At 69.4% G+C, this 14,610-nt stretch carries 13 protein-coding genes and 1 pseudogene; 7 read left to right on the plus strand and 7 right to left on the minus strand.

The window, feature by feature from the left end; genetic code table 11:
• Nucleotides 1-40 precede the first annotated feature (40 nt).
• From SL103_RS17200 to SL103_RS17210, 3 genes are all read right to left on the minus strand, one after another.
• The gene (locus SL103_RS17200; protein ID WP_069569896.1) at nt 41-484 is read right to left on the minus strand and encodes a hypothetical protein; all 444 of its coding nucleotides are present in this window, start codon (nt 482-484) and stop codon (nt 41-43) included.
• 109 nt (nt 485-593) lie between these two features.
• Nucleotides 594-2,318: a styrene monooxygenase/indole monooxygenase family protein gene (locus SL103_RS17205; RefSeq protein WP_069569897.1), complete on the minus strand. Its 1,725-nt coding sequence runs from the start codon at nt 2,316-2,318 to the stop codon at nt 594-596.
• Nucleotides 2,319-2,397: 79 nt separating this feature from the next.
• Entirely contained in the window at nt 2,398-3,618 is a 1,221-nt protein-coding gene (locus SL103_RS17210; protein WP_069569898.1) for a styrene monooxygenase/indole monooxygenase family protein, read from the minus strand.
• A 524-nt stretch (nt 3,619-4,142) separates the two neighbouring features.
• Between SL103_RS17210 and SL103_RS17215 the strand changes: the two genes are divergently transcribed.
• The gene (locus SL103_RS17215; protein WP_069569899.1) at nt 4,143-5,123 is read left to right on the plus strand and encodes an AraC family transcriptional regulator; all 981 of its coding nucleotides are present in this window, start codon (nt 4,143-4,145) and stop codon (nt 5,121-5,123) included.
• Between the two features lie 99 nt (nt 5,124-5,222).
• On the opposite strand, the gene SL103_RS17220 is transcribed toward SL103_RS17215, so the two are convergent.
• From SL103_RS17220 to SL103_RS17235, 4 genes are all read right to left on the minus strand, one after another.
• Complete coding sequence (locus SL103_RS17220) at nt 5,223-6,404, minus strand: acyl-CoA dehydrogenase (protein WP_079145796.1); 1,182 nt, start codon at nt 6,402-6,404, stop codon at nt 5,223-5,225.
• Nucleotides 6,405-6,617: 213 nt separating this feature from the next.
• Complete coding sequence (locus tag SL103_RS17225; protein ID WP_164492826.1) at nt 6,618-6,887, minus strand: hypothetical protein; 270 nt, start codon at nt 6,885-6,887, stop codon at nt 6,618-6,620.
• Nucleotides 6,888-7,141: 254 nt separating this feature from the next.
• Nucleotides 7,142-7,846: a hypothetical protein gene (locus SL103_RS17230; protein WP_069569901.1), complete on the minus strand. Its 705-nt coding sequence runs from the start codon at nt 7,844-7,846 to the stop codon at nt 7,142-7,144.
• Nucleotides 7,847-8,045: 199 nt separating this feature from the next.
• On the minus strand, nt 8,046-8,885 hold the full coding sequence (locus SL103_RS17235; protein WP_069569902.1) for an SDR family oxidoreductase: 840 nt from the start codon (nt 8,883-8,885) through the stop codon (nt 8,046-8,048).
• Nucleotides 8,886-8,977: 92 nt separating this feature from the next.
• On the opposite strand from SL103_RS17235, the gene SL103_RS17240 reads away from it, so the two are divergent.
• The 6 genes and pseudogenes from SL103_RS17240 (at nt 8,978) to SL103_RS17265 (ending at nt 14,288) form a co-directional block, all read left to right on the plus strand.
• Nucleotides 8,978-9,349 (plus strand): winged helix-turn-helix transcriptional regulator, encoded by a 372-nt coding sequence (locus SL103_RS17240; protein ID WP_069569903.1) that lies wholly within the window; start codon nt 8,978-8,980, stop codon nt 9,347-9,349.
• A 260-nt stretch (nt 9,350-9,609) separates the two neighbouring features.
• Nucleotides 9,610-10,896: an NPCBM/NEW2 domain-containing protein gene (locus SL103_RS17245; RefSeq protein ID WP_069569904.1), complete on the plus strand. Its 1,287-nt coding sequence runs from the start codon at nt 9,610-9,612 to the stop codon at nt 10,894-10,896.
• A gap of 130 nt (nt 10,897-11,026) precedes the next feature.
• Complete coding sequence (locus SL103_RS17250; RefSeq protein ID WP_069569905.1) at nt 11,027-11,626, plus strand: DinB family protein; 600 nt, start codon at nt 11,027-11,029, stop codon at nt 11,624-11,626.
• Between the two features lie 191 nt (nt 11,627-11,817).
• A pseudogene (locus SL103_RS17255) lies at nt 11,818-12,431 on the plus strand (FAD-dependent oxidoreductase); the annotation flags it as partial.
• A gap of 271 nt (nt 12,432-12,702) precedes the next feature.
• Nucleotides 12,703-13,581 carry a SigB/SigF/SigG family RNA polymerase sigma factor gene (locus SL103_RS17260; protein WP_432215358.1) on the plus strand — a complete coding sequence of 293 codons (879 nt, stop codon included), beginning with the start codon at nt 12,703-12,705 and terminating at the stop codon, nt 13,579-13,581.
• A 164-nt stretch (nt 13,582-13,745) separates the two neighbouring features.
• Complete coding sequence (locus SL103_RS17265; RefSeq protein ID WP_069569906.1) at nt 13,746-14,288, plus strand: GNAT family N-acetyltransferase; 543 nt, start codon at nt 13,746-13,748, stop codon at nt 14,286-14,288.
• Nucleotides 14,289-14,610: the final 322 nt, after the last annotated feature.

Genomic DNA, 14,610 nt, shown 5'->3' on the forward strand with positions numbered 1-14,610 from the left:
CCGAGGGCCTGCACGTCGGCGGACCTCCTCCACCACACGGTCATGCCGCGCCACCCTCGTCGCCGGTGTCGGCGAAGCCGACGTTCCCGTCGGCGGCGATGCTGCGCTCGCCCTGCGACCGCACCGGCCCGGCCGGTACTCCGCCTGCGTCGCCCGAGGGGACGGGCGGCACAGCGGCGGCATCCACCGGCCGCGCACCCCGGCGTCGGTCACCGGTGGCGGCGTAACCGATGCTGCCCCTGACCGCGATCGAGCGGGCTCCGGCCGCCTCCACCGGGTTGCCGTCGCCCGCCGCGGCTTCCGCGCGGTGCAGGCCGAAGAGAGACACCACCAGCCCGGCGAGCCCGACGACCGCCCCGACGACGCTGGCAGCCCGGTCGGCGGTGTCCAGGTCCACCATCAGCGCCAGGACCGTCAGACCCACCGCGGCCAGGCCGCACAGCACCGCCACCGCCGTAACAACGACTTTCGCCCTATCCGTCATGTCGTCATCTTTCCGGCTACTCGCCCGTCGGAGAAGTCAAACGACGAATGCCAACTGCACGGACTTCACGGGCCGTTGCCGGAAGGACGGGACGGATCAGGCCGCTCGTTCACAGATCCGGATGCTTCGTCGCCACGTGGTAGTACCCCGAGTGGAACACCAGCGGGGTACCGCCGTCGGCCTCGTACTGTTCGACCTCGCCGAGGAAGATGATGTGGTCGCCCGCGTCGAGGCGTTGCACGGTGCGGCATTGGAAGCGGGCGACCACGCCGTCCAGGAGGGGGGTGCCGGCGATGCCGGGGGTGGTGGGGGTACCGCGGAACTTGTCGTCGGCCGGGGTGGCGAACTGGCGGGAGAGGTGGTGCTGGTCGGCGGCCAGTATGTGGACGGCGAAGTGCGAGGCGTCGGTGAAGTCCGGGAGGCTCGGGGCGTTCTTTCCGGGGCACCACAGGACGAGGGGAGGGTTCAGCGAGACGGAGGTGAAGGAGTTCGCGGTCATGCCGACGTTGCGGCCGTCGGGGGCGCGGGCCGTCACCACGGTCACGCCGGTGGCGTACTGGCCCAGCGCGCGGCGCAGTTCGCGGCCGTCGAAGCGGGCGGCGTGCTGGGCGCGCTTCTCGGCGAGGAAGCGGTGCGCCTCGGCCTCCTCGAACCACCAGCGGTAGAGGGTGCGCGGGTCGTCGAATCCGGCGGCGAGGGCGCCGGCGACCGAGGGGATTTCGGCCGCCGCGGTCAGGAGGTCGCGGTGGTGGGGACTCAGGTCGGTCAGGAGGGAGTTGGTCCAGCCGACGGACCATTGGGCCCAGCCACGCCAGAAGTTGTCGAAGGTGACCTGCATCCACTGCGGGGTGAATTCCGCGGTGCCGTGGCGGAGGATGCTGTCGAGGTAGTGGCTCGCGGCCTGGGCCGCGTTGTTCGAACCCTGCCCGGTGATCGGATCGTTGAGCACGACGGCGTCGGCCATGCCGAGGACGTGCCGGCCGGAGGCAAGGCGGGCGACGGGGTGCCGGACGGTCGGGGTGATCCTGCCGCGCAACACCCCACCGCTGTCGGTGAGTCGAGCATGCCGGTAGCGCTCGTACTCGTCCGGGAAGAACCGGTGGAGGACTTCCAGGGAGCGGGCGAGGTGGTCTTCAGGCGTGCGGATGTCGTCCCAGCAGTCCATCGGGCCGCCGGGGACGCCTTCGAAGACCATGATGTCGCAGGGGCCGGTGGTGGTGAGGGCCGGGAAGGAGAAGTATTCGCCGACGCCGGGGACCAGGCGGTAGTGGACGGCGGATTCCCCCTCCCGCGGTGCCGTTCCCTCGACGTACGTCAGGGCCAGCGCACGGCGCGGCCGGTCGTACGGGGAGAGCTCGGAGTTGCGCGGGAAGAGTTGGCTCAGCTCGCCCTTGCCCGTGGAGACCACGACGAGATCGTGCGTACGGGCGTACCATTCGAGGTCGTTGACGCCCGCCTCGTGCAGCACGATCTCGCCGCGGCCGCCGTCCGCGAACTGCTCGATCCAGGCGGCACACTTGACCCGCTGGTCGACGGAGTGGGCAGCACCCTCCAGCGGCGCGCGCCAGGAGACGTTCGGAGTACCGTGCGGACCGATGAGAGAGAACGCGATGCCGGAAATGCCCGGGGCCTGGTCCTCCCAGTGGTGCAGGCCGAGTTCGCGCTCGCTCTGCAGCGCGGTGTCGAACATGCACTGGCTGGACATGACCGGCCCACGACGAATCTCGTCGGGGTCGCGGTCGGTGACCAGGGTGACGTCATAACCGTGCGCCTGGAGTCCCAGGGCGAGTTGGGCACCCGCCTGCCCGGCTCCGACCACCGCGATCCTTCTCATGTCCTGCTGTCCCGATCTCGTTACGTTCTGTCGCTGACGCAGCCGTCAGTCTGCTGGGCCTGAATCCTGACCGGTCGGGTCAGGCACCGGCCTCGGTCAGGTAGTTCTTCGCGGCGACCGGGTCCATGAACCAGTGGAAGAAGTCGCGCGGGTCGTCGAAGCCGTTGACGAAGCGGGTGGCGACACGGGAGTTGGCGCTCGCCGCGCCGAAGAGCTCCAGGACGTGCTGCGGCGGGGCGCCGAGCATCGCGTTGGTCCAGGTCGTGGCGGACTGGACGTTGTCCCAGAAGCGGCCGAAGGCCAGCTCCATGAACGCGGCGTCGTACGGGCGCTCGCCGTGGTCCAGGATGGTGGCGAGGTAGGAGGCGGCGCACTTTGAGGCGTTGTTGGACCCCTGGCCGGTGATCGGGTCGTTGAGGACGACCACGTCGGCGAGGCCGAGCACCGGCGCGCCGGAGGGCAGCGTGGCGACGGGCTTGCGGACGGTCGGCGCGAAGCGGCCCGCGAGGGTGCCGTTCCAGTCGGTGAGCGCGACATCGGTGCAGCGCTCGGCCTCCCACGGGACGTACTTCCGCAGCAGCTCCTGGAACTTCGCCAGTTGCTGGTCGGGGGCGAGCCCGTCGAAGCAGTCGAGCGGGCCACCCGGGATGCCCTCGAAGAACATGATGTCGCAGGGGCCGCTGGTGGTCAGGCTGGGCATGGTGAAGTACTCGCCCACACCGGGGATGACGTTGAAGCTGATGCCGGGGCGGTCGGGCAGCGGTGCCATGCCGGTGACGTACGCCAGGGCCAGCGCGCGCTGCGGAGCGTCGTACGGGGAACGCACGGCGTCCCGCTCGAACAGCCCGGCGATCTCGCCCTTGCCGGCCGCGACGATCACCAGGTCGGACTCGGCGGCGTAGCGCTCCAGGTCCTCGATGCCGGCCTCGCAGAGTTCCAGACGGCCGCCGCGGCGCGCGAACTCGCCCATCCAGAGCGGCATTTTGACGCGCTGGTCTATGGAGCGGGCGGTGGCCTCGAGGCGGGCGTCGAAGGAGAGCGCCCGGCCGCCCTGGCCGTCGGCGATGTTCACGCCGAGCCCGGCGATCGGCGGGCAGGCGTCGCCCCAGAAGTCGAGGCCGAGGTTGCGTTCGTGGGCCAGTGCGGTGCCGAACATGGCCTGGCTGGACATGACCCGGCCCTGGCGGATCTGGTCTCCGGTGCGGTTGGACACGACGGTGACGTCGAAACCGTGGTCGATCAGGCCGATGCCGAGCTGGAGTCCAGCCTGGCCGGCTCCGACGATGGTGATCTTGCGCATGAGGGGATCTCCGGGGATTGGGGTGTGCGGTTTTCGAGCGGTGCCGTGCGGTGCCGTGCGCTGTGCGGCGGGTGGGCACGTGGCGGCGTGAACGAGTGGGGGGCGGTTGTGCGGAATGCGGCTGCCCGCCGGAGGGGGGCCGGCGGGCAGCCGCGGAGGCCGGGGCATCCGTAGGGCCGGGGGAGGGGCCCCGGGTGACCCGGCCGGCTAGAGGGGCCCCGCCGAATCGGCGAGCCGGGGCAGCAGCGGCACGGGTGCCGCGGCGTGCGGGGGTACGGCCTTGGCGGCCCTCGCCGCGCCGGTGGCGCGTAAGACGCGCAGCACGCATGCGACGGGCTGTCCGCTGGGCGTGACTCCGCCAATGACGGGCGCAGTCCGGCCCGGCACTCCCTGCATTGTTGATTCCCAGGATTCTCTCGGGGCCGCGGCGGTCAGGCATCAATCTTGGTATGGCAAGATCACCTCCGCTATCCGGATCACGCGGGTTGCTGTCCCGATCGCGCATCTCGGCGGTGGAGGTTCATATGTCCGCTGAAGAGTCCCCTCTCGCAAATCACCAGCGGTTTCATACAACGGACATTTGGGAGGCGCGGGCCGAGGTCGGCCGTGCCTTCTGTCCGCATGACCTGCGCATCATGCGGCGTTCGGCGACGCTCGACGCCAGGCTGCACGGCGCCCCGTTCGACCGGACAGGTCTCTATTACCTCGATTACGGAACGGAAGTCCGCATCACACCGGGCGACCTGGAGAGCTTTTTCCTGGTCCAGATCCCGCTCGCCGGCTACGCCGAAATCACCTGCGGCCGCGAGGAGATCATTTCCTCCCCGGAACTCGCTTCTGTCCCCTCTCCGACCGGAAAGTTGGACATGCGCTGGGGTGACGGCAATCCGCAGCTGATCGTGTGGTTCGACCGATCGTCGCTGGAATCGCACCTGGGCAGTTTGCTCGGCCGCGCCGTGCGCCGCCCGATCTTCTTCTCGCTCGGCATGGACCTCACCGCACCGGGCTCCCGATCCTGGCTCAACATCGTCGACCTCATGCGCCGGGAGGCGGAGGGGCCTGGTGGCATGACAAACCAGCCCCTCGTGACAAAACAGCTTGAATCACTCCTGATGACCCAGCTGTTGATGGCCCAGCCCAACAACTACACATCGGCGCTGCTGGGCGAGCAGCCGCGGGTCGCACCGCCCGCGGTCCGCCGCGCCATGGACGTCATCGAGGGACACGCCGCCGAGCCGCTCACGGTCGCCGAGATCGCGGAATGCGTCGGGGTCGGCGTACGGGCCCTTCAGGAGGGCTTCCGCCGGCACCTCGACACGACGCCGCTCGCGTACCTGCGCGAGGTCCGCCTGGACCGCGTACGCAAGGAACTCCTGGCCTCCGACCCCGGTGCCGAGACCGTCACCGCCGTCGCCTCCCGCTGGGGCTTTCTGCACCCGGGGCGTTTCTCCGTCGCGTACCGCCAGCAGTTCGGGGAGTCGCCTTCGGAGACGCTACGGTCATAGGAGGAATGCGTTCTTTCGACCGCCCTGTCGGCCGGCGGACCGGGTGCCGGACGAATGCCGGCACCCTCCCGTACCCGTGCCCACTCGTCGACCTGCTGGTCAGGACGTCAAGTCGAGGAATTCCCAGTGCGCTTGCGGTTGCGCGCCGCTGAGCCATTTCCCGCAGTTCTGCAGGACCGTGGGGCTTGAGGTGATGTGCTGCGTACCCGTGGCGAGATCACGCAGGAACCGGTCGATCGGCCCGCGCCGGACAGCCGCTGTCCCCGCCCACCGGTGCACCATCTGACCCACGTCCTGCACGGTCCACGTCACGTGGTTGAGCACCAGCCTGAGCAGAGTGTCTTGCTCGGTACTCGGCAACTCGCCTGCAGCCAAAATGCCCTCGATACCTCGCCATACCTCCCTCGCCCATGCCCGTGCCGAACGAAGCTTGGCTTCGGCGGTGGCGTATGCCGCGTGGAACTGCGTGGTGTCGACGGCGGCGTTACGTGTGCCGGATTTGGCCGCGGCGACTAACTTCAGTTCATCGAGCAGGCGCCGCCCGACACCGAGCGCCCAACCGGTGTGTCCGATGGCGGACATGTTGACCAATCCGAGGCGGTAGATCGCGCCGCCGTTGGCCGGGTTCGTCGTCGTGGCGAGATACGTGTACGTCGCCGGGACAAGCACATCGGCGCAGTGGTAATCGATACTGTGCGTCGCGCGCAGCCCGAGCACATCCCAGTTGTCGACGAGTTCCACCTGGGATTTCGGCATCGCCAGCACCCGCAGCTCCCCGGTGCCCTCGACCTGGATCGCACTGTGGATATGGGTGGCGTGCGCCATACCGGAGGCGAACTGCCAACTGCCGCTCACCAGAAAGCCGCCCGCCACCGGGACGGCCCGGCCGGGCCGGGTGCCGTGACCGGCCAACAAAGCGTGTTCCCCACCCGCGACATTCGGGAACAAGTCGGCCGCCGCAACGGCATCGAGATAGGCCGCAGTGGTGCCGGTCATCAATTGCAGGGCCATCATCGTCCAACCGGCCGCGGCATCGTGATAACTGACCCGCTCGACGGTCTCTATCAATTGGCTCGGGGAGAACTCGTAGCCGCCGAGGCTCTGCGGCAGTGCGGCCCGCACGACCCCAGCACCCAGCAACGCCCGTCCGATGTCCTCCGTGAGTCTGCCGAGTTCCTCGGCCGCGTCCGCGTCCGCCTCCAGCGCCCCGCCGAGTGCGTCAATCCGCTCCAGCATCGCGGGAAATTCCGCGCTGACGTGCAATCCGATCGAGACCGCCATGGATGGTGCTCCTCGCTGTCAGCTTTGAGTCAGCGTCACCATAAGGGCATCAGTTCTGGCCAGCGCGCGCCGCCGGGGTGTGACACCTGCGGCCGGTCGCCACGAGAGGCGCTCGGCGGGCGCCCCGTCAGCCACAGCGCCATGCTGCGGCTGACGAGGCCGCCGAGCGGACCGCCGGACGCCGTTTTGCGAGGTCGGACTACGAAGACAAGCTCAGCGCATCCACTCCGAGTAGAAGTTGGGGAGGCCGGGCTGGGGGTCGCTGACGCAGGTGGCCTCGTGGTACTTGGGGTTCTGTGACAGGTCACTCTGCATCTGGTCGTAGCACTTCTGCCAGGAGTCGAACGACTCGCCACCGACCGGCTGCCAACCGTCACCGGGCGGCGGGCCGGCGGCGAAAGCGGCCGTGGCGGTCAGCGGCACAGTGACCGCCGCGACACCCACGGCGAGACCGAGAGCGATACGAGTGCGCAAGGACTTCATGACTTCCTCCATCGAGTCTTGAGATCTTCTGTGCACAGCTCTCCTGGAGAGACACCGCGGCGGAAGCCGCCTGCTCTGTGCGCCGTTCCCCAGGTCTGCTGCACGCCACTGGGCCAGTGGCCCAGGTCGACGTTCGTCACGTCCGGCCGTGCATGACGCATGGTGGCGCGTGCGTGCGCAGAGCGCTTTGGACGCTGTGGCGGTGGGGCTGCCCCGTCGGAGGCGGCTGCACCGCCACCTCAGCCGGGCGGGTCTTACTTGTGGGCGCTGATCACGCCGCCGGCGCTGAGCACGATGTACACGCCGTTGGCGTCGACCCCCACGTCGTGCCCCTTCGTCTCCAGCGTGGCGGCCACGCCGTCGTGGCCGATGATCTGCGCGCGGTACCGCAGCTCGCCGACCTTCGTGACCTTGGCCGTCCAGCCGCCCGCGAGCTTGAAAGTGCCCGGCCCCTGGTGCTCGCCGCCCATCCAGGAGTGGATCTCGCCGCCCATCGTGAGCACGACGTACATGCCGTTGGCGTCGAGCCCGGCGTCGGCGTCCTGCCCCGTCGTCTCCATCGTGGCCACGACCGAACCGTCGCTGACGATCTCGGCGCGGTAGCGCTGCGAGCCCAGGTCGTAGATCTTGGCCGTGCTGCCGTCCACCAGGGTCCGGGTGCGGACCGGGGATCCCGTCCTGGCCTTGGCGGGCTGCGCGCCGCCCGACTGCTTGCCCGCAGCCACCGACTTGGTGCCGGTCTTGGCACCGAAGCTCTCCTTGCCATCGGCGCTCTGAAGTCCGGACCAGCCCGAGGCGGTGGACCCGGCGGCGGAGTTCGTGTGGCCGGCGGACTTCGCGTCGGCGGCGTCCGCGCCGGAGCAGGCGGTCAGGGTGAGTCCGGCGGCCGCGGCAAGGGCCGCGGCGGCAATGCGCACGGTGCGGCGACGAGCGGTGCGGACAGCGGGGCTGGAGCTCATTACGGGGTCCCCCCAGGGGCAGTCGGTGTTCGTTGTCTCCTCGGTACGTCACCCACCCTGGTCCGGGCCACTATCGAGAAACTGTTGCTCCGCTAACAACCGGCTAACACGGGTGTTGTGCGTGATCCCTCGCGAGAGGGGGGCCTCGTGCGACCGCAGCCGCAACGAGGCTTCCCGGGCACGTCAGTTGCGTTCCGCCTCAGCGGAAAGCGGCGATGTTGCGGGCGACCCAGCTGTTGAAGGGGCGCGGGGCGCGGCCGAGGACCTGTTCCACGTCCGGGCTGATCCGCAGTTCGGCCGGGTTCGGGGCAGAGATGATGTCCAGGGTGTCGTCGGCGAGTTCCGCCGGCACGAACCGGGTCATCGCGGCCTTGGCCTCGTCGCGGGTGAGCTCGTGGAACCGCACCGGCGAGCCGAGCGCGGCGGCGATGTCCTCCGCCTGCTGACGCGGCGTGATCACCTCGGGCCCGGTCAGCTCGTACACCCCGCCGGTGTGCCGGTCGTCCAGCAGACAGGCCGCCGCGACCTCGGCGATGTCCGCCGGGTCGACGACCGGCACCCCGACGTCGCCGAAGGGCGCCGCGACCGCCCCTTGCGTACGGACGGACTCCGCCCAGGCCAAGGCGTTGGAGGCGAAGCCGCCCGGCCGCAGAACAGCCCAGTCCAGGCCGGACTCCCGCAACGCGTCCTCCAGCGCGCGCATCGCGACCCGCGTCGGGCCGAGCGGCCTGGTCGCCACACCCTGCGAAGACAGCAGGACGACCCGGCGGACCCCACTGGCCTCGGCCAGACCGATGAGGTCGGCCGGCCTGGCTCCGGGGGCGTGCAGGTCGCCGGACAGCAGGAGGAAGAGCGCCTTCGCCCCGTCCAACGCGGGCGTGAGGCCCGCCGGTTCGGCCAGGTCAGCCACCACGTGCCGGACGCCGTCCGGCACCGCCGCCGCGTGCCGCGACACCGCTGTCACCCGCTCGCCGGCCTCGGTCAGGACCCGCGTCAAAGGCCGGCCCACGTTCCCGGTAGCCCCGGTCACCACGATCATGTTCAGCTCCTAGTCCGTTGTGCACTCAGGAAGTTGACGTTAGGAGCAGGACTTACTTTCCGTAAGGACGTACCCAGAGGTAAGCTCCGGACATGACGGAAGGCGCGCAGCTCACGCAGGTCGAGGCGAGCCCTCGGTATGAGGTGTTTCACACCGACTGCCCCGCGCGGGACATGGTCGACCACGTGACCAGCAGGTGGGGCATCTGGGTGCTGATCTCCTTGCGCAGCAACGACCTTCGGTTCTACGAGCTGCGCGAGAGCATCCAGGGCATCAGCGAGAAGATGCTCGCCCAGACCCTGCGCGTACTGGTCCAGGACGGCCTGGTCTGGCGAAAGGTCGAGCCGACGACACCGCCCCAAGTCACCTACGGGCTGACGGAGTTCGGCCGGGAGATCGGCGAACCGCTGACGGACCTGTTCAACCGGATCACGCAGCGGCTGCCGCCGCGCAGCCCGGGATAGTGCGATGGTGGTGTGGTCGGCCTTCCCGTACGACCACGTTGTGCGCCGCGATCCGGGCCTGATCCACCACGTTGCCCCAGTGCTCGCGGTGGATTGCTGGCCGTAGGCGACCCTCGACGGGGAAGGTGAGCCCTTTGTCATGAACGCAAGTGGGAGATCAACCGTCCCCTGCTGCTGGCAACGACCGGACCCGGCGAACCGTCCACGCTGTGCGGTACTTTCACTAACCGTCAGGACGTTGAAGGGTCAGCAGCCCAATCATGTACAAGCAATTCGACACCACCGGTGGGACAACGCCTTCCGACGCCGAGCTGGTCCGGCGCATCCGCGCCGCAGCCCGGCCCGGAAGCCGGGCGACGGCTGAGGCGTATGGCACGCCGGCTCCGGACGGCGCAGCGGCGGCAGGCGAGGAAGCCCTCGACGAGTTCCACCGCCGGCACTACGCCGCCGTACTGGCCTACGCCCGCTCCTGCTCCAGAACCTCCCAGGCCGCAGCGGATCTGGCGAAGGAAGCCATCGACGGCGTCCTGTACTCCCAAGAGCCGGGGGAGGGGGTTGATGCCGTATGGCGGGACCGGCTGCTGGCGGCGGTACGCCACACCGCCGCCGCCTGGCACCACAATTCCCGGAACACCGAACTGCGCGACAACTTCGAGTCCTGGCTGGCCAACCAGTCAGGGAATGGCCCCGATCCTTCCGGCAGCGAACGGGAGCCTGCCACCATCGTCGGCGAACCCAGCGTCGCTGGGCCCCCGCCCGGGGTGAAGCCGTCCGGCGAATCGCGCGTCGCCCGGGTCTCCCGACTCTCACCGACGCGCATCGCCGTGCTCGCCGTTGCCGTGACTGCGCTGGCCGGCGGTGCCATATCCGCCGGCACCCTGCTCGGACCGGCGCGCCACGACGCCTCGGCCGGCAGCCCCGAACGGTCCGGTCACTCCTCGGCGACCACTCCGGACCACCCGCCGACGGCTTCGCCCAGCGGCTCGGCGACCGCCTCCGGCCCGGCGTCAGGCTCCCCGTCCCCCACCCGCACCACGGCGTCGAAGCATCCGTCTTCCCGGCCCTCGTCGTCGGCGAAGCCGTCGCCTTCCGGGCGCCCGGGCTCCGAGGACACGCCGTCGACCGCCCGTATCAGCCCGTTGGTTGCCCGGCCGTGGACCTCCAGCACAAACGGCTGGGGGCCGGTAGGGCTGAACCGCAGCATCGACGGACACCCCCTCACCATCCAGGGAACCAGCTACACCGAAGGGCTGGGGGCCCACGCCCCCAGCGAGATCACCTACCACCTCGGCGGCGCCTGCTCCGCCCTCAGTGTGGACGTGGGCATCGACGACGAGGTGGGCGCGAACGGCTCAGTGGTCTTCCAGATCTACCGGGACGGCACGAAGGTCGCCGACAGCGGGCTGATGACGGTCGACCAGCCCGCGAAGCACCTCACCGCAGACCTGACCGGCGGCAGCGAGATGCGGCTCGTGGTCACCGACGGAGGCAACGGCAACAACTCCGACCACGCCGACTGGGCCGGACCCCTCATCACCTGCCGCTGAGCGGTCGCGTCCGACAGGCACCGGCTGGTCGGGGCCGCAGATGACCAGGACGTCGAGCCGGCAATCGTGCCGCCGCCCGGGCAGGTGCTGTCACTCCCGGCTGTCAGTGCCCGGTGGAAAACTGCCTGACATGAGCGAACCGAACCCGAAAGCCGACCTTCTCCGATATCTACAAGAGGGGCGCGATGCCCTGCTGTGGAAGCTCGACGGGCTCTCGGACTACGAAGTCCGCCGTCCGCTGACTCCCACGGGCACGAACCTGCTGGGGCTGGTCAAGCATGTCGCCGGTGTGGAGTTGGCATACCTGGGAGACACGTTCGGACGGCCGTTCTTCGACGCGGAGCCGCCGCCGTCCTGGTGGTACACCGAGGAATCGGAGCCCAACTCGGACATGTGGGCCAGTGCGGACGAATCACGTGAACAGCTCGTTGGGCTGTATCGCCAGGCGTGGGAGCACTCCAACAGCACGATCGCGACGCTGGCGCTTGACGCGATCGGTCACGTCCCGTGGTGGCCGGCGGAACGCCAGAAGGTGACGCTGCACCACATCCTGGTGCGCGTGATCGCCGATACCCAGCGGCATGCCGGCCACGCCGACATCGTGCGAGAGCTCACTGACGGATCCGTCGGATATCTGCAAGGCAAGGAGAGCATGCCACCGGAGGACCAGGCATGGTGGGAAGGCCACCGGAGCCGACTGGAACGCGTGGCGCGGGAAGCCGGCGGCTGATCCACGAAGGGCGACGCGAGAAGCGGGCATGAGCACGATCGATCCAGACGCCGAGATGCGCCTTCCGGGTGGGTGTCGGTCAGCTGTCAGGGGCCGGCTGACCGAAGTCGGCGGCGTGTCGGCGGGACCTGGCACCTTCCCGCAAACGGCCGCCGGAGGTCACCGGGCGGTCCCGACCCCGAGGAGCCACCATGCACACCCCCGTCACGATCATCGGCGCCGGACTCGGCGGGCTCACGCTGGGCCCGGGCCCTGCACGGCCACGGAGTCCCGGTCACGGTCTGCGAGTCCGAGTCCTCCCCGACGGCACGTCAGCAGGGTGGGATGCTCGACATCCACGACTACAACGGGCAGCTCGCCCTCAAAGCGGCCGGCCTGATGGAGGAGTTCCGAGCCATCGTCATCGAGGGCCGCCAGACGATGCGGCTCGTCGAGCACGACGGGACCGTCCTGCACGAGATGGCCGACGACGGCACAGGCGGACGCCCCGAGGTGCAGCGAGGGGAGCTGCGACGGATCCTGCTCGACTCGCTCCCGGCCGACACCGTCCGGTGGGACACAAGGTCCGCGGCACCCGCGCCCTCGGCGAGGGCCGCCATGAGGTGACGTTCGCCGACGGCAGCACCGTCGTCACCAGCCTGCTGATCGGCGCGGACGGCGCGTGGTCGCGGGTCCGGCCGCTGCTCTCGACGCCACACCCGAGTACGTCGGCACGTCGTTCGTCGAGACCTACCTGCTCGACGCCGACACCCGGCACACCGGCTCCGCGAAGGTGCCCGGCGACGCCGCCCACCTCGCCGCCGCCCGCAGCACCGAGCCCGTCACTTTCGAAGGCACCGAGGCCCACGGGATCGACTCCGAAAACAACACACCCCGGGCCATGCTCAAGATGATCACTGAGCAGACGCACTGAGCGAAGGCCACCGCCGGCGCAGGTGAGGGGAGGCTGTCATCCCGCCCCGTCTCAACCGGCATGCCCAGGGGAGGACATGGCGCGTTGCCGCCAGCAGGGTGTGCTGCTGGTGATGCCGGGTAGGGGCCTGGCGACGGGGGCTCAGCAACCGGAGGGACCGGTCATGAGCAACAGCACCATGACGGCAAGTACAGCGCCTGAGGCGACGTCGAAGGTGTGTGCCGTCCCGGCCCCGACGGTGCCCCCGCAGATCCGGGACCCTCAGCACATGACTCCCGCCGACGCACGCGCGCTCACAAGAATTTTTCTGCTGCGACTCGATGCGCTGGAAGAGGGGACGCAGGAGTTCCAGTACGTGCGCAACACCCTCATCGAGATGAACCTGAACCTCGTGCGCTTCGTCGCCCGCCGCTTCTCCGGCCGCAGGGATGCCATCGAGGACATGTTGCAGGTCGGCACCATCGGTCTGATCAAGGCCATTGACCGCTACGACATCGCGCGCGGCGTGGAGTTCACCACCCTGGCCGTCCCCTACATCCAGGGTGAAATCAAGAGGTTCTTCCGCGACACCACCTGGTCGGTCCGGGTGCCCCGACGTCTGCAGGAATTACGCATCGAACTCGCCCGCGCCCGCGAACAGCTCGAAGGCCAGGGCATCCACGAGCCGTCCGTCGCCGACCTCGCCACCCACCTCGACCTGGACGAGGCAGAGGTCGCGGAAGGCGTCGTCGCCTCCAACGGCTACGACAGTCAGTCCCTCGACCGGCCCATCCAAGACGCCTCCAAGCAGCAGACCGGATTTGTCGCCGACCTCATGGGCACCGACGACCCGGCCCTCGCGCTGGCCGAAGACATCCAGGCCCTCAAGCCGCATCTCGCCGAGCTCGGCGACCGTGACCGCACCATCCTTGAACTCCGCTTCGGCGCCGAGATGACCCAGACCGAGATCGGCAACCAACTCGGCCTCTCCCAGATGCACGTCTCCCGCCTCATCAACCGCATCTGCACCCACCTGCGGGAAAAGATGCTGGCCACCGGCTGACGGCGCCCTGCGCGCGTCTTATGCGGCAGGTTGGGATGCAAGGAGCAGGCCGAGGAGCGCGGCACCTCGCAGAAACGGGCCAAGGAGATCGCCGCCGCACGGTGGGGAAGTTGGCACGATCCCGCGCCTTGATCATTGCCGAGCCTGCTGATTAGTTGGTCGGCATGACAGAACTCGGACCCGTCGCCTGGCCGCCGCCTGCCCCGATCAGGACCGAGCGGCTCGTGCTCCGAGAGCCCGAGGCCCGGGACCGTGCGGCTTTCATCGAGCTGCTGGCGTCGCCAGAGGTGCACACCTACCTTGGCGGCCCTCGGCCGCGTGAGGAGCTGAAGAGCGTGGTGCCCGCGGTGCCCGAGCGGTGGCCGGGGAGTTTCGTCGTTGAGGTCGACGGGGCGATGATCGGCCAGATCCTGCTCAGGAGGGCAACGGAGCATCGTCGCCCGGTTGCTGCGGGGAAGGTCGACCTCGGCTACCTGTTCCTGCCGCGGGCGTGGGGATTCGGGTACGCCACCGAGGCGTGCGCGGCGGCACTCGACTGGTTCGACGGCGTCCTTCCCGGCGAGCCGGTGGTGCTCACCACCCAGACCGCCAACGTCGGGTCGATGCGCCTCGCGACAAAGCTGCGGTTCACCGAGGTAGAGCGGTTCCACGCCTGGGACGCCGAGCAGTGGCTCGGCTTGCGGTCCCCGGTCGCGCCGTCCACTTGAGTTCGTCCTCGACGGCCGCGAAGCCCCGACGCGACAAGCCCTGCCAGGACGCGACCGCGGTTCTCCTCAGGGCCGGCGCCCACCCGGACGCACTGGACGGAGCCGCCGCCATGACCGCGCTCGGCCGGATCGGTCGGCCCGAGGACGTGGCTGACCTCGTGGCCCTGCTCGTTCGCGCGGACAACCGTTGGGTAGTAGCTGCCGACCGCCCGCGTAGTCCTCACGATCGATCACCCGCCGCAGCTTCCGGCAATCCCCTTGTGCCGTGCCGTGGCGTGCTGCCATGCCCCCACCCTCACGCAAAGTGGTGTGCTGTGTGCGC

It is taken from the genome of Streptomyces lydicus, from assembly GCF_001729485.1.
GTDB lineage: Bacteria > Actinomycetota > Actinomycetes > Streptomycetales > Streptomycetaceae > Streptomyces > Streptomyces lydicus_D.